A 16,758-nucleotide genomic window follows, 5' to 3' on the forward strand; every position below is an offset into this window, starting at 1 on the left:
ATCGATCAATCGGTGGCGTGGGGAGGATCGTAAAGGAGCCTGCGGCTGTACCGTAAGGTGAAATTTCCCTGTGCGCCTCGCACGCTCGCAGCCGGCGGCAGCGCCGAACGAGAAGACCCTCAAGTGACCAACGACAATCGCACGCGCCGCGTCGCAGAAGCGCACGCCATCGGCGCGATCCTCGCGCTCGTCAGAGCCGCCGGATGGACGGTAGAGAAAGATGCCACGACCGCGCTACCTCTCGACTTCTGGAATTATCTGTACGTGCCGGAGGCTTCGTTGCTGCTCGTGCCGGCCATCGAAGACCCACGGACGATGCGCGGATCGGTCGCTGCCGGCGTCTGCGCGGCGCGTAGCGACGCGCTGGTCGTGTCGCTCGGCCAAGGCGTCGACGGTATTCGGCAGATGTCAGTGTCGATCTGCCAATGGTCGATGCTCGGCACCCATTGGCATGGGCCGCATTTGCCGTGGCTGGCAGCTGACGGCGCCGTGTGGGTGGTGCCCGATCACCGCGCACCCGTTGATGCTCAGCCTTCGTTTCGCCTCGGCGACGACGCGCTTGATCTGCGCTCAGCGCCTTTCACCAATCAGATTGATCACCGTCGTGGCCTGATCGCTGCGCGCGATCTGATCGATCAGGCTCTGGAGGGCTGAGCGATGGATTGGATCAGCCCAGCGAACGCGATGAGCATGGTATTCGACGACCCGGCACGGATCGGCCCGGACCCCGATTTTGGCTTCGCGCTGCTTTGGTCGGGTGATGGCAAGGGCGGCAGTCATCGCACTGCCGACCTCGCCCGCGCAAAGTTACAGCCCCGGAAGCCCTCCGCAGCTGAAATCAAGGCTGCGGGACCAGAGTGGGCGGTCACCGCCGCTGACCATCGGCTGCTTCTGGCCGATGGAGTGGCTGATGTTGGCGGCGCTCGGGTGTTCTTCGAAAGCTATGACGCAGCGGTATTGCCTGGTCAGAACCTATTGGCCGTGATGCAGACGTTGCGCTTTCCGCCGTCGTTGCCCCGTCATGCTATGATGCACGCCGCCTACATGTACGTAGCGCTATGCCTGCAGCCGAAGGCGCTCAGCAGCCTGATCGTGCAGCACATGCCTTCGGACATTCGATCGAATCGCGCGCCGCACCTTCACGTGGTGACTCCTGTTTTGACCCATCACTTGTCCGGCTACAGTACTGTCCATTCAATGTTCGCAGACACGCCTGCTGAGATGCACCGAGCCTTCTCGGCAGACTGGCAACGTGTGCGTCAGGCGCTGGCAACGCTGCCCGCCGTGTAGGACGTTTATTCGACAACTGCCTGCGGGTTAAAGCCCTCCGCAGGCAGTTGTCGAAGCTAGATCGCCGTGACTTCGGCGACCAGATGGCTTACGATCGACGAATGTTGAGCGGAGGGCAACTCACAGGACAAGACGCTGCGATTGTCTCATCGGCGCGTTGGTTTGAGGGCGCTCTACTTGGCAGCTTTGCAACTGCTGTCGCGATCCTGGCAGTCGCGGCCATCGGATTTCTGATGCTGACCGGGCGAATTGACTTGCGCCGCGGGGCGAGCGTCGTCGTTGGGTGTTTTATCCTTTTCGGTGCCTCGACCATCGCGTCCGCCTTGCGATCGGTGGCACAAGACGAGATGCCGGCGACAGCGGTAATCGCCCCGCCGGCCACGGTCGCGGCACCTGTCGCTACGCAACCACCGCCACCGGTTCCGGCATTGTCGGATCCCTATGCGGGTGCCTCGGTGCCGCGGAACCGCTGATTTCTCAGCCGGCCGATTGTTTCAGCACGACGTCGGACACGAAACGACGTCCGGCTGTCCGACCAAGCTGGACGAACACATCGATGGTGTTGCGAACGTAGCGGACGACGTCGCCATGAGTCAGGCGCGCCCCAGATTGCAGGACCAAAAGCGCGAGTTGCTCAACAGTGCCTGACGGGCTGTCGGCATGGATCGTCGTCATCGATCCCGGGTGGCCGGTGTTGACCGCGCGGAGAAAGCTGAAGGCTTCAGAGCCCCGCAGTTCGCCCAGGATGATACGGTCGGGGCGCATGCGTAGCGACGCGGTCAACAGGTCATCGGCCGTACGCCAGGGTCAGACGCTTGCCCGGCCGGCTCGTTCACAACCACCGGCACGAGCACCGGCTCTGCCCGGCGGAGCGCCGCACGACGCCAATGGTAGATCAGGCCGCGGGCAACGTCGTGGCGCCGCGCCACATCCCAAACCCTCGCACCGGACCGAAACGCCTCCACCAGGATGCGCTCGCGCTGCTCATCGCTCCACCGACGCCGACACTCCGGCCCCGCCATTATCGTCATCTGCGCCATAGTCGGTACGGACGTCTTTACGTGCGGCTGTAAGGACATCCTCGATCCGCCACCCGACCACTGCAAGGCAGCGCCCGCCGGATGTCCGAAGCGAGTTCGGACACGGCCTCTACCTAGCCCAGCTTGGAATGAGACACGTCAACGCCAAGCCGTACGGCTCGAGTATCGAACTGATCGAACGGTACGACGGGGACACCTATCGCTGCGTCTACAACGTCAAGATCGACGACGATATCTACGTTCTCCACGCCTTCCAGAAAAAATCGACGAGCGGCATCGCCGTTCCGAAGCACCAGAAGGAAACGATCGAAGCTCGACTGAAAGCGGCTCAAAGATTGGCTGCCGAGAAGAGAGCGCAACGCAAACAAGCCTTATAAAGGACCCCGACATGGCAATCGAGCATGTGACCTCCAGTGGCAACGTCTTTGCGGATCTCGGCCTTTCGGATCCGGAAGGTCGTTTGGTGAAGTCCAAGCTCGCCGCCGCTCTTCAGCGAAGGATTGGCGAACTGGGGCTGACGCAGACCGCTGCCTCTGCTCGCATGGGCATGCCACAGCCCAAGCTTTCCAAGATCCTCCGCGGCCGTTTCGACGGCATCAGCGAAGCTTACATCGCCGATGGCCTCCGGAAACTCGGCCACGATGTCAAGATTCGAGTCCGGCCGCGACATGAGGGGATCGGCGCAGTGCGGGTGCTGGAAACAGCCTAACCGCGTCGGTCTGTCAGCGGCTCTCCTTGTGGGCGGCTATAGAGTTTGGGGGTGGCGTTTGGCGTCTTTTGGAATGACCTATCTGTCGCCCGACGCGATGCGCGAGGCGCGCAAATTCATGAACTCGGACCAGAAAGGGGTTCGGGACGAGATCGGGTTCCTGATCGTCCACCAGCGTTACGCCGATCGGTTCTTTCCCGGCACGTCGGTCCTGCATACCCGCTTGCGCTATGTACTCTTCGTGCCCTGGCTCTACCGCGATGAGCATCTCAAGCCAGCCAAGGGGCAGCGCGCACAGGAAAGCGTCAAGCGGCGCGAGTACCTGCTCACCGGGCGCCTAATCAACGAACCGGGCGGCGTGATCGGCAGCCGCAATTATCCCTCTCCGGTCGAGCAGCGTCCCAGCCAGGTCTATTGGGGTGCGCTGCAACGCTGGGGCCTGGTGCGCGAGCAGGAAGGCAGCGGTCCGCTTAGCCGCTATCAGGTCGAACGGATGATCGCGGGCAAGCCGGGGGCGCTGCTGAAGGACGACGAAGGAACGTCGCTCGGAGGAGGACCCTGGCCGTTCGTCGTTCCGGAGCCGGCCGACGATTGGTACAGCGAGGGCAAAGGAACGCTGAGCTTCGATCTCACTCGTAGCGAGCGGAAGTTCCTCGCCAAACGACTGCGAAGCCTGACGTCGCCCAGAAATCCCGGGGCGAGATCGATCTTCTCGCTGTTGGTCGGGCACGACGTGTCGTCGAGCCGTACTGCTTGGGGTCCACAAGTCCGGGACCTTGCGGAAACCGAACGGCCAGCGCTTGAGCGGGCCGGCCACGCCGCTGCTCTCGCCGCGATCGGCCGCGGCGTTTACGCCGCCCAAGTGGAGACGCTGTGCGAGGAGCTGGACCGTAGCAAGCGCTCCGATACGCAACGCGCGGCACTGACCGGCATCGTCCAGCGCTGGAAGGCCCAGGCTGCTCGCCTGGACTGGCCAGCTTTTCTCGACGATATGACGGACCGGACCGAGTTAGCTCCCGTCGTCTCTGTTGCGCTTCAGGACACGCTCGCATGGATACGCGCCGGACACACCGATCCGATGCGGTTGGAGCGCGTGTACCGTGACGCCGAAGAGGCGCGAAAGGGGCGACGAGCGCGGCTCTCACGCAGCCAGTTCGGCGTCGATCAGCGTGCGGACTGGGACAATGATCACCATCCGCTGGGTGCGCCGCTTCATTACCGCTGAGACCGGGTGCAGATGCTGCTGCAGGACCTCGTCGGCGCATGAGAAGGGCGCCGAAGGACTTCCCCGGCCAGGCCTTTCTTGAGCTCCTGCGGCCACCCAAGCTGAGCACAACCCGCTTGGTGGACGTTCAAGCATGCCGACATCGATCGCCACGTGCTCGCATTGTCGAGGAGCCGTGACATCGCACGGTTCGACTACCTCCAGCGTCAGCGTTTGCTTTATCGCCTCGCGCTCGGCCAGCCGAACCAGGAGGATCTGGTCAATCATCTGGCGAGAGGCAGCGACACTAAGATCGCCGAACTGAGCGCACTGGCTTTGGACCTGAGGCCGCTCGAGTAGACCGATGGTTCAACTCGCGGCGCCATCAACCCGGCAACAGGCAGGAAAGCGGAGGTCCGCGCAATGATGCAGCCAGCTCTGGTACTGCCCAGTTAAGCCGATCGCGGCGAGGACCAGGTGATTGACGAACTCACGGACGCGGACGACTTGATTGAAGAGCCAGGGAAGCGCGTGACGGCGCGTCATTGCGGGAAGGTCGTTATCGCGCCCGCGACTGTTAACAGCGAAGCGTAGCACGGCTCGTCCCGATGAATCTGGCCGAACGCCGGACCGTAACGGCAGCTTGTCCGTTCAGCGTTCCTAATCTTGCACTGCTTGATGGATATCGCCGACCATGCCCGACCATTCCACATCGCCCATATTGCAGCCCGTCCAGATCGGTGACCTGTCGCTGCGCAACCGCATCGTCATGGCGCCATTGACGCGCAGCCGTTCGAACGAAGACGGGATCCCGCCCGCTTTCGCCGCAGACTATTACGCACAGCGCGCTGACGCCGGGATCATCATAAGCGAAGCAACCAACGTATCTCCCCAGGCGGTCGGCTATGCGTTGACACCGGGCATCTGGAACGACCAGCAAATCGAGGCGTGGCGCCCGATCGTGCAGGCCGTCCATGATCGTGGCGGCGTCATGTTTCTTCAGTTGTGGCATACTGGGCGCATCTCGCATCCGGACCTACAGGGCGGAAAGCCGCCGGTCGCGCCATCTGCGATCAAGCCGGTCGGACAGGCGTTCACCAAGGAAGGGATGAAGGACCACGTCACGCCACGTGCACTCGAAACCGACGAGATTCCTGGCATCGTCGAGGATTATCGCCGCGCCGCCACCAACGCCAAGGCGGCAGGGTTCGATGGGGTCGAAGTCCATTCGGCGAACAACTATCTGCTCGAGCAGTTCGTCCGCGACAGCACCAACCGGCGAACCGACCGCTATGGCGGGTCGATTGAAAACCGTCTGCGCTTCCCCCTCGAGGTCGTTGACGCGGTCGTCGACGTTTGGGGCGCAGGGCGTGTCGGCATTCGGTTGTCGCCAGCAACGACAATGCCCGGCGAGACGCCGCTCGACAGCACCGTGATGGAAACCTTCGGCACCTATGTTGATGCGCTGTCTCAGCGCGGCCTGCTCTATGTCCACGACATCGAGGGCGTGACGCAGCAGACACGTGACGCAGATGGCGTCGACTTTGGTGCGCTGCGCAAGCGCTTCAAAGGGGCTTATATCGCGAACAACCAGTACACGCTCAAGCTGGCCGAGGAGGTTCTTGAGCGTGGCGATGCCGATTTATTCAGCATGGGGCGGCCCTTCATTGCCAACCCCGATCTCGTTGATCGCCTGCGCACAGGTGCGCCGCTTGCAGAGGCGCCAAAAGAATATTGGTATGGCGGCGGGTCGGTCGGCTATTCCGACTGGCCGACGATGCGCGGAAATCCGGATCGCGGCTGAGCCAGCCCCACATCAGAGCCAGCCGTAGGATCGAGCTCATACCGCAGGTTAATCGCGATGAGGCCTCCGGGTGTCGGTGAGCGAGGTCGGGGTTGTGGCCACCGTCGGCGCAGGGGCGATCGCAAGTCCAGCCGCCGCGCCGACAGTGCTGCCATTGGCGCTGCTTCTCTAAATTTTTCCTCGGCAAGATGCCGTGCGGTTCGGCGGGGAGAGCGCCTATGACGCAGTCCCCGCTTCGGACATTAATGGGGGTCCGAAGTTGGAGCTCCGAAGATGACACCTGAATGTCCGGGATTGGGTCTACTGTGCAACGGATTGCGGTGTCGTTAAAAGCACGAACATACGAGCGGCTACAGGTCACGTTACCGATGGGCCGGTGCATTGCACCCTCTACCACAGCTGGTGCGTTAGCGCGCCAAGCCGCTGACCGGAAAGGGACACATGTCCACCGATTTCACCCGCGCTGACAATGCGCACCGTGCGCCCGTCCGTCGCGAGTTCACTGCGACTACGAAGCCGCTGATCGTCACGCCTACCTTCGTCAGTCGGGTTGACGGTACGTCGCGCGGCGTACGCCCGCAGGACGAAGGGTCGTCGAAGGACCGGCAGGGCGATGAGGTGACGAGCCCCGATCGCCACCCGCACGAACTGGCAATCGAACTTGATCCCAACTTGGCCTTCGAGCACTGGGACGAATATTGGCGCAAGGTCCATGGCCCAAAATTCGCGTGGGACGAGCCGGGTAGTTCCTCCGAACGGGTGCTACGCTATGATCAGGTGCACCGTCTCGCATCGGGGCCATCCTGCTTCTTTAGCCCGCCCTATCGCGCGATGGTGGACGAGAGCGGTCGGTTGCCGGAAGATCCCGAACGCCGCGTCCCCGTCTTTCGCCGCCCGCGCTGGGACGGTCTCGCCTATATCACCTACGCCGAGGAAGCCGATATCGAGCGGGTGCTGGGCCAAGAGAAGTTCGCCGAGCGCATCATCGCCGACGAGCAGACCGCGTTCCGCATGGTAACCCGCGAGATAACGCGTGAGTTCATCCTTATTCCGTCCGCGCGCCACCGCGATCCGATCAGCCTGGTCAAGATCCATATGCGCCGCCCCGAACTCTCGCGGGAGGTGCTCCAGCGCCGTCTACTGAACGAGCATGCCGAAGTGGTGATGAAGGCTCCGGCGACCCATGAATTCGTGCGCCGCTATGCACAGCTCCACAATATCGGGTCCACACAGGAAGATCCGGAGGGATCGAAGATCGATGCCGTCTCGATCCTCGCCTTCGCATCGATGAACGACGTCGAGGACTATCTCGTCAGCGCCGACCATGCCGCGATCGAGGCGTCCGAGAACGTGCTGGCCAGCGAGGGATCGGAATGGTGGAGCGCGATCAACTACTCGGTCATCAACCGGTTGCTGCCCGAGCTTGCCACTGACCGGAACGGAGAAGAAGCATGAAACCGTACAAGGCAGCGATCGTAGGCGGACTGGTGGCCGGGGTGGTCACTACGTTGGTCATGACGGCGGGGCGCAAGAGTGGCGTGCTCGGCAGGACGCTGGACCGCGATGCGGTCGACTGGATCGACGACACGACCGGCAGCCGGGCAGTGATCGGCGAGGCAGGTACGACGGCGGTTGAGTTCGTCAACCATCTCGGTGCGTCGGCGGCGTTCGCGGCGGCGTGGCCGCAACTGCGGCGTCTGGCTCCCGACGTGCCGGTACCGCTGCTCGCAGCGGCCTATGGTACTGCGCTTTACGCGGTGAACATCGGCGGGATCGCGCCCATACTCGGAATCACCGAAGGCGAAACAGCGGCGGGCGCGCGCAAGGCGAGCGAACGCTGGGCAGTACACATTCTCCAGACGGTCGTTACGGGGCTAGTCGCCGAGCGGCTGACGGACGAAGAATTGCGTCCGGAATGACCGTTTTTGGTCACTGTGAACGTGCGAAATCCGGTTGGCTTCCAACTCAAAGCTCGTCATTAAATTGATTCTTACCTGCCCCTTGCGGATGGTGAGAGTTCGTATCGAACTTGGCTAGGGTCAGGACCCATTGATGTGATCGTCGCGATCTGATTCAGGCTCCACAAGGAGACCGGGATGAGCGACCTGTTTTGGCTGACGAATGAGCAGATCGAGCGGCTGCGGCCATTCTTTCCAAAGAGCCACGGCAAGCCGAGGGTGGACCACCGGCGGGTGCTGAGCGGCATCGTCTTCGTAAACCGCAATGGGCTGCGCTGGCGAGATGCACCCAGCGACTACGGCCCGCACAAGACACTGTACAATCGATGGAAACGTTGGGGCGAGGCCGGTGTGTTCACGCGAATGATGGAAGGTCTGGCTGCAGCTGGCGCCGAGCCGCAGACGGTCATGATCGACGCAACCTACCTGAAGGCGCACCGCACGGCATCAAGCCTGCGGATTAAAAAGGGGATCTCGGCCGCCTGATCGGCCGCACCAAAGGCGGTATGAACACCAAGCTGCATGCCGTCGCCGATGCAAACGGGCGCCCCTTGAGCTTCTTCATGACCGCGGGACCGGTCAGCGACTACACCGGCGCGGCAGCGCTGCTCGATGACATGCCGAAGGCGCAGTGGCTGCTCGGCGACCGCGGCTACGACGCCGACTGGTTCAGGGACGCCCTTCAGGCCAAAGGCATCCAGCCCTGCATCCCAGGCCGCAGGTCGCGTAACGAGCCGGTCCGGTACGACAAGCGCCGGTACCGGCGCCGCAGCCGCATCGAGATCATGTTCGGCCGCCTCAAGGACTGGCGCCGGGTCGCCACGCGCTACGACCGCTGCCCCACCGCCTTCTTCTCCGCCATCGCCCTCGCTGCCACCGTCATCTTTTGGCTGTGATCAACGAGTCCTGACCCTAGGGCCGGTCCAGCGTGGCGCGGACCTCATGCTAACCGATCGCGCGATATTCGTCGGCGATGGTGTGCAGCTTGTCTTCTGCCAGTTCCTGCACAAGCTCGGGTTGGTCGGCAAAGCCTTCGGCCCCTTGGCTGAACAGGTCCACCGTGATCGTCCCGCCCTTCGCCTCGTAGGTGTCGCGTCCGACGAAGATGAACGCGCCGCTGGTGGTGTCCACCTTCTCGGTGGTGAGCATCCGCCGGATGGTGTGTGCGTGGCCGTTCGCCGCCTTGCAGACCTTCACCTGCTGGTCGTGGTCGTCGGTGAGGGTGAGCGCGCGCGCCGCCTCAAGCGACAACTGATCCTTGGCGATCAGGTCGATCAGCGCCGGTGCCAGTGCGGAAAGGCGAAGCATCTTGTAGACGAAGCTGACTGCCTGACCGAACCGGGCCGCGATTTCCTCGGCGTCCATGCCGGTGTCACGCAGCGCCGCGAAAGCGCGGATGCTGTCTGCCGGGTGCATGTCCTCGCGCTGGAAGTTCTCCGCCAAAGACAATTCGATGGCTTCTTCCTTGGTGCGGATTTCGACGGGGAACGCATCGCCGTTCTTGATCGCCTTGCGCTTCGCCAGTTCCTTGAGGCCCCGGTAGCGCCGCCCTCCGGCGAACACATGGAACAGGCCGTCTTCCTCGTAGGCGCAAGGTTCTGCAACAGGCCGTGCGCGGCGATGTCGTCCGCCATGCTCTCGATGGCGGAGGGCTTCACCCGGCGTTGATTGAGCGGGAAGAGGCGAAGCTGCGACAGCTTTACGGTGGTGAGAGCCATGATGATGCTCCGTAATTTGGTGTGTCTGGGGGAGGGTCAGCCTTCGAGGCTCGCCAGTTCGTCGAACTCGGCGGATGCGCGGGTCGCGGCGTCGCCCGCGTAGGTCGCGCCGGTGCGCGGATAGAAGAAAACCCGGTCGCCCTTGGCGTAGGGGATGCCGTCGGGGCTGGTTCCGGCCACCTTGGCACGCTTCCAGTACGGGTCGCCGTTGTATCGGGTGTAAGCCATTGTCCTTTCTCCTTCTTTCGAGGCGCAGCCGGTTGCCGCTGCAACCGATCTGCCCCTCCGGCGAGGAGCGGGACGGGGAGGGAGGAGGAAAATCGATGGCTTGGCGCGGGCAGGCCGCCCTAGCGCGGCCGACGCCCCCAAGGGCGTCGGGTGCCGCGCTCGGCGGACCACACGGGGCCGTCTATTTTCCTTCGGGAACGAAAGGGCAGCAGCCCTGGTGTTCCCCGCGACGGCGGGCCTCCGGGGGAGGGCTGCGGCGCCCTGCAAAGCGGTGTTCGCGCCGGTTGGCGCGGCCACAGGTGTGCCACGTGGCACACCTCACGCGAGGATCGTCACCCGCTCAGAGCCGAGACGCCGGCACGCTGGCTCGGGCGGTGCGCGGCACGCGTGCCGCTAGAGCCGTGCCCGGCAGGGTCGCGCCCGATCGGTTTTCCCGCTCAGGATGTTGCCCACTCTCCATCCGACGTTCTAGCATCACCCTCCAGCGCGCGGGCGCGGTCGTGCAGTGTGACCGTTGGTGCGAAAAGGGGATGCGCACACGACCATGAGCTGGAGCTTTTTCATCGATGAATCGGGGCAGGATCAGCGTCACTCTCCCTACGAGGTCCTGGCCGGCATCGCTGTCGAGGATCGCAAGGTCTGGCCGCTGATCCGTGATCTGTCCGATGCCCAGCAGCATATCTTCGGGATGCGATTGTTCGAGGCCTAATGGCCGTGAGGCGAAGGCACAGAAGCTCCTCGATCGGAAGACGTTCAAGCACGCGGCGCAGCTCGAGCCGATCGAGCATGTCGAGCGCGCACAACTCGCCCGGGAATTGCTGATCGACGGAACCGCCGTCACCAAGGCGCGGTTGACCGCGCTCGGACAGGCCAAGGTCGAGTATTGCCGCTTCAGCCTCGACCTGGCGCGTCGCCACGGTGCCAAGGTGTTCGCGACGATCGTGCCGCAGGAGGCACCGCGCCCCGAACGGAGCGAAGCGCTCCGCAAAGACTATGCCTTCCTGTTCGAGCGCTGCTACTATTTCCTCAACGGACTACCCGGCGATCCGATGGGCTATCTCGTGTTCGACGAGCTGGACCGGAGTGCGGCGCACATCCTGCTCGGCCAAGTGTCGAACTACTTCGTGAACACGCGCAACGGGCGGAGCCGGTCGCGGCTCATCATCCCGGAACCGTTCTTCGTCCACAGCGATCTGACGACGCTGGTCCAGACCGCCGTTATCGTCGCCTATGTCATCAGTTGGGGACTCCGTCTGAGGCGCATGACGGCGCCGGCGCGCGAGGAGCTGCGCCCGCTGGTCGACCTGGTTCACCGGTTGCAATTCGCGCGCGAGACGGAAGGGGGCGATCGGATCTACGGCTTCAAGCTGATCGACGATCTGCGGCCGAAGCCGAGGCCCTGAAACGAAAGAAGGCAATGCTAGCGTTTCCGCCGACAAAGCCTCCGAAAACCCATTTAATCGATTCGCCCTGATTTTCAATTACCAAGTCGCAAGCACATTGCCGGCGCCGCCTGCTCGCGTAGCGGGCGGGCGGGCGGGCGGGCGGCGCGCGATTTTCCGGCACCGTGACCGTACCGACGCGCCCCCCGGCCCTTACGGAGCCGGGGGCGAGGCGCCTTACGCCGCTTCGTCCATATCCGCGGCCTTCTCGACGGCCATCCGGCTTAGCAGCCAGTCGGACGCATCCTGCGCGAGCCGCGCAGCGGTGAAGATGCACTTCTTGTCGTTGCGGAGGGCTTGGAGCCAGTTCGCCAGATAGGCGGCATGATCCTCGCGGTCGTGAAGCTTGATGCCGATGGTGGCGCTGACGAACGCGGCCCCTAGCTCGGCAACCAGTTCCTCGCGGGCGTAGTCCTCGCGCTTCGTGGAAATGAGGGAGAGACGGGCAAGTCGGTCGACGTGTCCTGTCGCGTGGCAAAGCTCGTGCGCCAGGGTCGAGTAATAGTCGTCGCTGGTGTGGAAGTCGGCAAACTGCGGCATGACGACATGATCGCCGCTCGGCTGATAATAGGGCTGCGAACCGAAATGCTTGAGGGTGACCGGCACGCGGGCAAAGAGCGCGTCCAGTTCGGCGTCCCGCTCGTCGGGATTGGTCGCTGTGATGATCGGGGCGGGAGCCGGATATTTCGCCTCGATGCCGTCGATCTGCTCGGCATTGAAGACGGTGTAGCGCTTGAGGAACGCCACCTGACGCTTGCCGTCCTCGGCACGCTCTCCGCCCTTGTCGGCGTCCACCTCGATCTTGTTGGCATAGACGACGGTCGAGCCCTTCTCGCCCTTGCGGACACAGCCGCCGAGCGCGAGCGCCTGCTTGAAGGTCAGCCAATGCGGGGAGGCATAGCCCTTCGTCATGGCGGCAACCCAAAGGGTCAGGACGTTGATGCCGCGATAGGGAACGCCCGTCGAGCGCAGCGGGATATTGGGCGTAGGGACACCGTTCCACGATTTCGACCAAGGCCGGGTGCCCGCCTCGATCATGGCGATCATCTGATCGGTGATTTCCTGATAGATGTCGGCCCGGTTGTCGGTGATCCGTCCCTTGATTTTTCCTTTCCTTCGAGGCTGAAAGCCGGTCGCAACAGCAACCGGCTCTGCCTTTCCGGCGAGGAACGGGATGGGGAGGGAGGGCGAGAATCTTCCGCTGGCGCGGGCGAGCCGCCCTAGCGTGGCCGACGCCCTGCAGGGCGTCGGCCACGCTTGGCGGATTACACGGGCGGTCGATTGTCGTTCGGGAACGAAAGGGCAGGCGCCCTTGGTGTTCCCCCGGTACGGCCGAGCCTCCGAAGAGGATCGTCGCACCCGCAAAAGGCGTCTCGCTCGCGCGGCTCCGGTGAGGTTTTGCGATGCGGCACGTCATAAGGCAGCCGCTCAGCCCGACAGAACATCAGGCGCGGAGGCATTCCAACAAAATCAATAACGCGGCTTTTGTATAATGCCAAAAAGGTATTGTGGGGGAGCGAAACGGCATTTTTCTTGATGATCGTGAGCATCTAGCCTCTGCTCAACGAGGAGAGGGACTATCTGATGCCAGGCGCAATCATCGATGCCATCGAGACGATCATTCTCGATGTCCCGACGATCAGACCACACGTCCTGTCGGTCGCCACCATGCAGTCTCAGACGATAGTTCTGGTCCGCCTGGTGTGCTCGGACGGGGTGATCGGCTATGGCGAAGGCACCACGATCGGTGGGCTCAGCTACGGCGCCGAAAGTCCCGAGAGTATCAAGCTCACGATTGACCGCTACATCGCGCCCGTCCTGACCGGAAGCGATGCGCGACCGGCCGCGGCAATGGAGATGCTGCGCCGCCTCATTGTCGCGAACCACTTCGCGAAGAATGCCGTCGAGACGGCACTGCTCGACGCGCAGGGTAAGCGGCTCGAAGTTCCGGTGAGCGAGCTGCTCGGCGGTCGACTGCACGATCGGCTACCGGTGCTCTGGACCCTGGCGAGCGGCAACACGGAACGCGATATCGCCGAGGCCGAGGATATGTTCGCGCGGGATCGGCATCATGCGTTCAAGCTCAAGATCGGCAAGCGGCCTCTCGAAGAGGATGTAGCGCACGTCGCCGCGATTAAGCGTGCGCTTGGCGATCGGGCAAGCGTCAGGGTGGACGTCAACCAAGCCTGGAGCGAGACGACTGCGATGCGGGCGCTCCCGATGCTCGCCGACGCGGGTGTGGATCTCGTCGAGCAGCCGATCCCGGCGGCGCAGAGTGCCGGCATGGCAAGGTTAACCGCGCGCGGCCTCGTCGCCGTGATGGCCGACGAGGCGCTGTGCGGACCCGAGAGCGGCTACGCCATGGCCTCCAACCGTTCGGCGGACGTCTTCGCGATCAAGATCGCGCAGGCCGGCGGCCTGTTCGCGGCAAGGAAGCTGGCCGGGATCGCCGAGGCGGCGGGCATCTCCCTTTACGGTGGGACGATGCTGGAGGGTGGCATCGGCACGATCGCCTCGGCGCAGCTCTTCGCCGGCTTCCCCGGCCTCGATTTCGGGACCGAACTCTTCGGTCCGCTGCTCCTGACCGAGGAACTCCTGAAAGAGCCGCTGCGGTATGAGGGTGGTTACCTGGTGCTGCCCACTGGGCCGGGTCTCGGGGTGGAACCGAGCGAACGCGCGGTGGCGGCGCTGCGTCGCGATCGGCCTACGCGGACGACGGTGCCCGTTGCTCTCCAGGCGGTGGGCTGAGCGATGCTCTTCCACGTCACCATGGATGTGAACATCCCCAACGACGCCGATCCCACCGCCATCGACGCGCTAAAGGCGAAGGAGAAAGCACGCGCCCAGGAGTTGCAGCACGCGGGCGTGTGGCGGCACCTGTGGCGGGTCGCCGGGCGCTACAGCAACGTCAGCATCTTCGACGTCGCGTCGAACGGTGAACTGCACGACCTGCTGAGCACGTTGCCGCTATTCCCTTACATGGAGGTGCGCGTCACGGCGCTGTGCCGACACCCCTCCTCGATCCACGACGACGACCGCTGAGCCGCGGACAACAAACCTAACCAAACGAACGACAAGGAGAGGACGATGATTCAGGATTTTGTGAGGACGTCGGAGGTGCAGGCGCTGCTGGACCGCGCCAGCGGGAAGACTGTCGAGGGTGGCGATGATCGGCTGAAGGCGATCACGCGCGACCTAGTGGAAAGCTTGATGGCGACGATCGTCAAATACGACATCACCGAAAGCGAGTTCTGGTCGGCGATCAAGTTCTTCCAGAACGGCGCAGGTGAATTCGGCCTGATCGTGCCCGGCCTCGGCCTAGAGCATTTCATGGACCTTTACATGGATGCCAAGGACAAGGAGGCCGGTCAGAGCGGCGGTACGCCGCGAACGATCGAGGGACCGCTCTATGTTGAGGGCGCGCCGCTGGTTGAGGGCGACGCCGACCTCAGCGACGATCCCGACGAGACCGACACGCTCTACATGACCGGTGAAATCAAGGGTCCAGAGGGCGAGAATCCGGACGGCGCGATCCTGCACGTGTGGCACGCCAATTCGAAGGGATTTTACTCGCACTTCGATCCGACGGGCGCGCAGACGCCGTTCAATAATCGTCGCCGCATCAAGATCGGTAGCGACGGCCGCTACTCGTTCCACTCGAAGATGCCCAACGGCTATTCAGTCCCGCCTGGCGGCTCCACCGAGACGTTGCTGAAGGCGATCGGCCGCCACGGCAATCGACCGGCGCACGTCCACTTCTTCGTTGAGGCGCCGGGCTATCGCGCGCTCACCACGCAGATCAACTTCGGCGACGATCCCTTCGCGAACGACGACTTCGCGTTCGCGACGCGCGAGGGCCTGCTCCCGGTTCCCCAGCGTCAGGGCGACAGCGCCTATGTCGCTTTCGACTTCGAGTTGCAGCGGTCGGCGTCGAGCGATGACGAGGTCTTCTCGGCCCGCTCGCGCGCTGCCGCCTGATCCGGAGCGCTGTGGGTGAACAAGGTGTACGACACGCCCGCGACGGCGCTGGACGGATTGCTGTTCGACGGAATGACCATCATGTCGGGCGGGTTCGGGCTCTCGGGTAATCCCGAGAGCCTGATTCCCGAGATTCGCGAAAGCGGCGTCCGTGACCTGACTGTCGTCTCGAACAATGCCGGTGCCGATGGTTTCGGACTCTGGATGCTGCTCGAAAGCCGGCAGATCGCGAAGATGGTCTCCAGCTACGTCGGGGACAACAAGCTATTCGAACAACAATACCTCTCTGGCGAACTGCAGCTTGAATTGACGCCACAAGGGACGCTCGCCGAGCGCATCCGCGCCGGTGGTGCCGGTATACCTGCCTTTTACACTAAGACCGGCGCGGGAACGGTGGTCGCGAAGGACAAGCCGGTCGAGGTCTTCGACGGCGAGGAATATATCCGCGAGACCTGGCTGCGGGCCGATCTCGCGATCGTGAAGGCATGGCGTGCGGACCCATCAGGCAATCTCATGTTTCGCAAGACGGCCCGCAACTTCAATCCGGTGATGGCGACCGCCGGGAAAGTAACCGTCGCCGAGGTTGAGGAGATCGTCGCGCCTGGCGATTTCGACGCCGACTGCATCCACACGCCAGGCATCTACGTCGACCGGATCGTACGCAGCACGATCAATGAAAAGCGCATCGAAAAGCTGACGACGCGCGCGAGGGAGCACGAATGATTGTCGATCACAGGCGGGGCTGGACCCGCGACGAGATGGCCCGGCGCGCGGCGCAGGAGCTGCGCGATGGCTACTACGTTAACCTCGGCATCGGCATCCCCACGCTCGTGGCGAATCACATTCCGAACGGCATGGACGTCGTGCTCCAGTCTGAGAACGGCATGCTCGGCATGGGGCCGTTCCCTTACGAAGGAGAGGCGGATCCCGATCTCATCAACGCGGGCAAGCAGACGATCACGGAGCTGCCGACCTCCTCCTTCTTCTCTTCAGCGGACAGCTTCGCGATGATCCGCGGTGGGCACATCGATCTCACGGTCCTCGGCGCCATGGAGGTGAGCGCCTCCGGCGACATCGCTAACTGGACCGTTCCGGGGAAGATGGTGAAGGGAATGGGCGGCGCGATGGACCTGGTCGCCGGCGTCAAGCGCGTCGTCGTGGTCATGGAGCACACGAGCAAGGACGGCGAATTCAAGATCCTTTCCGATTGCTCACTCCCGCTGACCGGGAAGGCGTGCGTCGACCTCATCATTACCAACCTGGGCGTACTGGCGTGCGACAAGCCGGGCTTGCGCCTTCTCGAGACCGCGCCCGGTGTGACGGCCGATGAGTTGCGCGCGAGCACAGGTGCGCGCATCGAGAATGCCGTGGCTGAGGCTGCCTGACG

General features: G+C 63.5%; 23 protein-coding genes. 18 read left to right on the top strand and 5 right to left on the bottom strand.

What is annotated here, in order from left to right:
* The first annotated feature begins 123 nt into the window (after nucleotides 1-123).
* The 3 genes from ACFSC3_RS13035 to ACFSC3_RS13045 all read left to right on the top strand — a co-directional run bounded on the left by ACFSC3_RS13035 (nucleotide 124) and on the right by ACFSC3_RS13045 (nucleotide 1,763).
* On the top strand, nucleotides 124-654 hold the full coding sequence (locus ACFSC3_RS13035) for a hypothetical protein (protein WP_205498109.1): 531 nt from the start codon (nucleotides 124-126) through the stop codon (nucleotides 652-654).
* 3 nt (nucleotides 655-657) lie between these two features.
* Entirely contained in the window at nucleotides 658-1,290 is a 633-nt protein-coding gene (locus tag ACFSC3_RS13040) for a hypothetical protein (protein ID WP_205498108.1), read from the top strand.
* A 101-nt stretch (nucleotides 1,291-1,391) separates the two neighbouring features.
* Nucleotides 1,392-1,763, top strand: a complete 372-nt coding sequence (locus tag ACFSC3_RS13045) for a TrbC/VirB2 family protein (protein WP_380940927.1) — start codon at nucleotides 1,392-1,394, stop codon at nucleotides 1,761-1,763.
* A gap of 4 nt (nucleotides 1,764-1,767) precedes the next feature.
* Here the strand turns inward: ACFSC3_RS13045 and ACFSC3_RS13050 are convergent, their stop codons facing one another.
* Nucleotides 1,768-2,076, bottom strand: a complete 309-nt coding sequence (locus tag ACFSC3_RS13050; RefSeq protein ID WP_318285690.1) for an ATPase, T2SS/T4P/T4SS family — start codon at nucleotides 2,074-2,076, stop codon at nucleotides 1,768-1,770.
* Entirely contained in the window at nucleotides 2,070-2,369 is a 300-nt protein-coding gene (locus ACFSC3_RS13055; RefSeq protein ID WP_380940856.1) for a transposase, read from the bottom strand. The genes ACFSC3_RS13050 and ACFSC3_RS13055 overlap by 7 nt, the downstream gene beginning before the upstream one ends.
* Nucleotides 2,370-2,374: 5 nt before the next feature.
* Here ACFSC3_RS13055 and ACFSC3_RS13060 point away from each other — a divergent pair, with 5 nt between their 5' ends.
* The 8 genes from ACFSC3_RS13060 to ACFSC3_RS13095 all read left to right on the top strand — a co-directional run bounded on the left by ACFSC3_RS13060 (nucleotide 2,375) and on the right by ACFSC3_RS13095 (nucleotide 8,901).
* Nucleotides 2,375-2,707 (top strand): type II toxin-antitoxin system RelE/ParE family toxin, encoded by a 333-nt coding sequence (locus ACFSC3_RS13060; RefSeq protein WP_205499110.1) that lies wholly within the window; start codon nucleotides 2,375-2,377, stop codon nucleotides 2,705-2,707.
* An 11-nt stretch (nucleotides 2,708-2,718) separates the two neighbouring features.
* The gene (locus ACFSC3_RS13065) at nucleotides 2,719-3,039 is read left to right on the top strand and encodes a helix-turn-helix domain-containing protein (RefSeq protein ID WP_205498105.1); all 321 of its coding nucleotides are present in this window, start codon (nucleotides 2,719-2,721) and stop codon (nucleotides 3,037-3,039) included.
* Between the two features lie 73 nt (nucleotides 3,040-3,112).
* Complete coding sequence (locus ACFSC3_RS13070; protein ID WP_380940857.1) at nucleotides 3,113-4,264, top strand: DUF6361 family protein; 1,152 nt, start codon at nucleotides 3,113-3,115, stop codon at nucleotides 4,262-4,264.
* Between the two features lie 153 nt (nucleotides 4,265-4,417).
* On the top strand, nucleotides 4,418-4,603 hold the full coding sequence (locus tag ACFSC3_RS13075; protein ID WP_205498103.1) for a hypothetical protein: 186 nt from the start codon (nucleotides 4,418-4,420) through the stop codon (nucleotides 4,601-4,603).
* 334 nt (nucleotides 4,604-4,937) lie between these two features.
* Nucleotides 4,938-6,047, top strand: a complete 1,110-nt coding sequence (locus ACFSC3_RS13080; protein ID WP_205498102.1) for an alkene reductase — start codon at nucleotides 4,938-4,940, stop codon at nucleotides 6,045-6,047.
* Between the two features lie 441 nt (nucleotides 6,048-6,488).
* Nucleotides 6,489-7,502 (top strand): EthD domain-containing protein, encoded by a 1,014-nt coding sequence (locus ACFSC3_RS13085; protein ID WP_205498101.1) that lies wholly within the window; start codon nucleotides 6,489-6,491, stop codon nucleotides 7,500-7,502.
* The gene (locus ACFSC3_RS13090) at nucleotides 7,499-7,966 is read left to right on the top strand and encodes a hypothetical protein (protein WP_205498100.1); all 468 of its coding nucleotides are present in this window, start codon (nucleotides 7,499-7,501) and stop codon (nucleotides 7,964-7,966) included. The genes ACFSC3_RS13085 and ACFSC3_RS13090 overlap by 4 nt, the downstream gene beginning before the upstream one ends.
* Before the next feature lie 177 nt (nucleotides 7,967-8,143).
* Nucleotides 8,144-8,901 (top strand): IS5 family transposase gene (locus ACFSC3_RS13095; protein ID WP_205498099.1). Its coding sequence is split into 2 segments (ribosomal slippage): nucleotides 8,144-8,477 and nucleotides 8,477-8,901, totalling 759 coding nucleotides; the frame shifts between segments, so codons are not numbered across the junction.
* 49 nt (nucleotides 8,902-8,950) lie between these two features.
* Here ACFSC3_RS13095 and ACFSC3_RS13100 read toward each other — a convergent pair.
* Complete coding sequence (locus tag ACFSC3_RS13100) at nucleotides 8,951-9,568, bottom strand: ParB/RepB/Spo0J family partition protein (protein ID WP_205498098.1); 618 nt, start codon at nucleotides 9,566-9,568, stop codon at nucleotides 8,951-8,953.
* Nucleotides 9,569-9,759: 191 nt separating this feature from the next.
* The gene (locus ACFSC3_RS13105; RefSeq protein WP_205498097.1) at nucleotides 9,760-9,951 is read right to left on the bottom strand and encodes a hypothetical protein; all 192 of its coding nucleotides are present in this window, start codon (nucleotides 9,949-9,951) and stop codon (nucleotides 9,760-9,762) included.
* Between the two features lie 544 nt (nucleotides 9,952-10,495).
* On the opposite strand from ACFSC3_RS13105, the gene ACFSC3_RS13110 reads away from it, so the two are divergent.
* On the top strand, nucleotides 10,496-10,660 hold the full coding sequence (locus tag ACFSC3_RS13110; protein ID WP_205498096.1) for a DUF3800 domain-containing protein: 165 nt from the start codon (nucleotides 10,496-10,498) through the stop codon (nucleotides 10,658-10,660).
* Nucleotides 10,617-11,354, top strand: a complete 738-nt coding sequence (locus ACFSC3_RS13115) for a DUF3800 domain-containing protein (protein ID WP_205498095.1) — start codon at nucleotides 10,617-10,619, stop codon at nucleotides 11,352-11,354. The genes ACFSC3_RS13110 and ACFSC3_RS13115 overlap by 44 nt, the downstream gene beginning before the upstream one ends.
* Before the next feature lie 216 nt (nucleotides 11,355-11,570).
* Here ACFSC3_RS13115 and ACFSC3_RS13120 read toward each other — a convergent pair whose 3' ends face one another.
* Nucleotides 11,571-12,497, bottom strand: coding sequence for an ArdC family protein (locus tag ACFSC3_RS13120; RefSeq protein WP_380940928.1), 927 nt, complete (start codon nucleotides 12,495-12,497; stop codon nucleotides 11,571-11,573).
* Nucleotides 12,498-12,977: 480 nt separating this feature from the next.
* Here ACFSC3_RS13120 and ACFSC3_RS13125 point away from each other — a divergent pair, with 480 nt between their 5' ends.
* From ACFSC3_RS13125 to ACFSC3_RS13145, 5 genes are read left to right on the top strand one after another with little or no spacing between them, the layout of a single operon-like run.
* Nucleotides 12,978-14,141: a muconate/chloromuconate family cycloisomerase gene (locus ACFSC3_RS13125; RefSeq protein WP_380940858.1), complete on the top strand. Its 1,164-nt coding sequence runs from the start codon at nucleotides 12,978-12,980 to the stop codon at nucleotides 14,139-14,141.
* A gap of 3 nt (nucleotides 14,142-14,144) precedes the next feature.
* Nucleotides 14,145-14,435, top strand: a complete 291-nt coding sequence (gene catC / locus ACFSC3_RS13130) for a muconolactone Delta-isomerase (protein ID WP_198356625.1) — start codon at nucleotides 14,145-14,147, stop codon at nucleotides 14,433-14,435.
* Nucleotides 14,436-14,480: 45 nt separating this feature from the next.
* On the top strand, nucleotides 14,481-15,371 hold the full coding sequence (locus ACFSC3_RS13135) for a dioxygenase family protein (RefSeq protein ID WP_205498091.1): 891 nt from the start codon (nucleotides 14,481-14,483) through the stop codon (nucleotides 15,369-15,371).
* A 15-nt stretch (nucleotides 15,372-15,386) separates the two neighbouring features.
* Nucleotides 15,387-16,094: a CoA transferase subunit A gene (locus tag ACFSC3_RS13140; RefSeq protein WP_205498090.1), complete on the top strand. Its 708-nt coding sequence runs from the start codon at nucleotides 15,387-15,389 to the stop codon at nucleotides 16,092-16,094.
* On the top strand, nucleotides 16,091-16,756 hold the full coding sequence (locus ACFSC3_RS13145) for a 3-oxoacid CoA-transferase subunit B (RefSeq protein WP_205498089.1): 666 nt from the start codon (nucleotides 16,091-16,093) through the stop codon (nucleotides 16,754-16,756). The genes ACFSC3_RS13140 and ACFSC3_RS13145 overlap by 4 nt, the downstream gene beginning before the upstream one ends.
* Nucleotides 16,757-16,758 lie beyond the last annotated feature (2 nt).

The organism is Sphingomonas floccifaciens, from assembly GCF_042681125.1.
Classification (GTDB): domain Bacteria; phylum Pseudomonadota; class Alphaproteobacteria; order Sphingomonadales; family Sphingomonadaceae; genus Sphingomonas; species Sphingomonas floccifaciens.

Bases quoted from the DNA above. Each gene is read 5' to 3' on its own strand.
- ACFSC3_RS13085 (WP_205498101.1), top strand. From the start codon at position 6,489: ATGTCCACCGATTTCACCCGCGCTGACAATGCGCACCGTGCGCCCGTC.
- ACFSC3_RS13135 (WP_205498091.1), top strand. From the start codon at position 14,481: ATGATTCAGGATTTTGTGAGGACGTCGGAGGTGCAGGCGCTGCTGGAC.
- ACFSC3_RS13090 (WP_205498100.1), top strand. From the start codon at position 7,499: ATGAAACCGTACAAGGCAGCGATCGTAGGCGGACTGGTGGCCGGGGTG.
- catC (WP_198356625.1), top strand. From the start codon at position 14,145: ATGCTCTTCCACGTCACCATGGATGTGAACATCCCCAACGACGCCGAT.
- ACFSC3_RS13065 (WP_205498105.1), top strand. From the start codon at position 2,719: ATGGCAATCGAGCATGTGACCTCCAGTGGCAACGTCTTTGCGGATCTC.
- ACFSC3_RS13110 (WP_205498096.1), top strand. From the start codon at position 10,496: ATGAGCTGGAGCTTTTTCATCGATGAATCGGGGCAGGATCAGCGTCAC.
- ACFSC3_RS13040 (WP_205498108.1), top strand. From the start codon at position 658: ATGGATTGGATCAGCCCAGCGAACGCGATGAGCATGGTATTCGACGAC.
- ACFSC3_RS13045 (WP_380940927.1), top strand. From the start codon at position 1,392: ATGTTGAGCGGAGGGCAACTCACAGGACAAGACGCTGCGATTGTCTCA.
- ACFSC3_RS13115 (WP_205498095.1), top strand. From the start codon at position 10,617: ATGCCCAGCAGCATATCTTCGGGATGCGATTGTTCGAGGCCTAATGGC.
- ACFSC3_RS13070 (WP_380940857.1), top strand. From the start codon at position 3,113: ATGACCTATCTGTCGCCCGACGCGATGCGCGAGGCGCGCAAATTCATG.
- ACFSC3_RS13145 (WP_205498089.1), top strand. From the start codon at position 16,091: ATGATTGTCGATCACAGGCGGGGCTGGACCCGCGACGAGATGGCCCGG.
- ACFSC3_RS13055 (WP_380940856.1), bottom strand. From the start codon at position 2,369: ATGTCCTTACAGCCGCACGTAAAGACGTCCGTACCGACTATGGCGCAG.
- ACFSC3_RS13080 (WP_205498102.1), top strand. From the start codon at position 4,938: ATGCCCGACCATTCCACATCGCCCATATTGCAGCCCGTCCAGATCGGT.
- ACFSC3_RS13105 (WP_205498097.1), bottom strand. From the start codon at position 9,951: ATGGCTTACACCCGATACAACGGCGACCCGTACTGGAAGCGTGCCAAG.
- ACFSC3_RS13125 (WP_380940858.1), top strand. From the start codon at position 12,978: ATGCCAGGCGCAATCATCGATGCCATCGAGACGATCATTCTCGATGTC.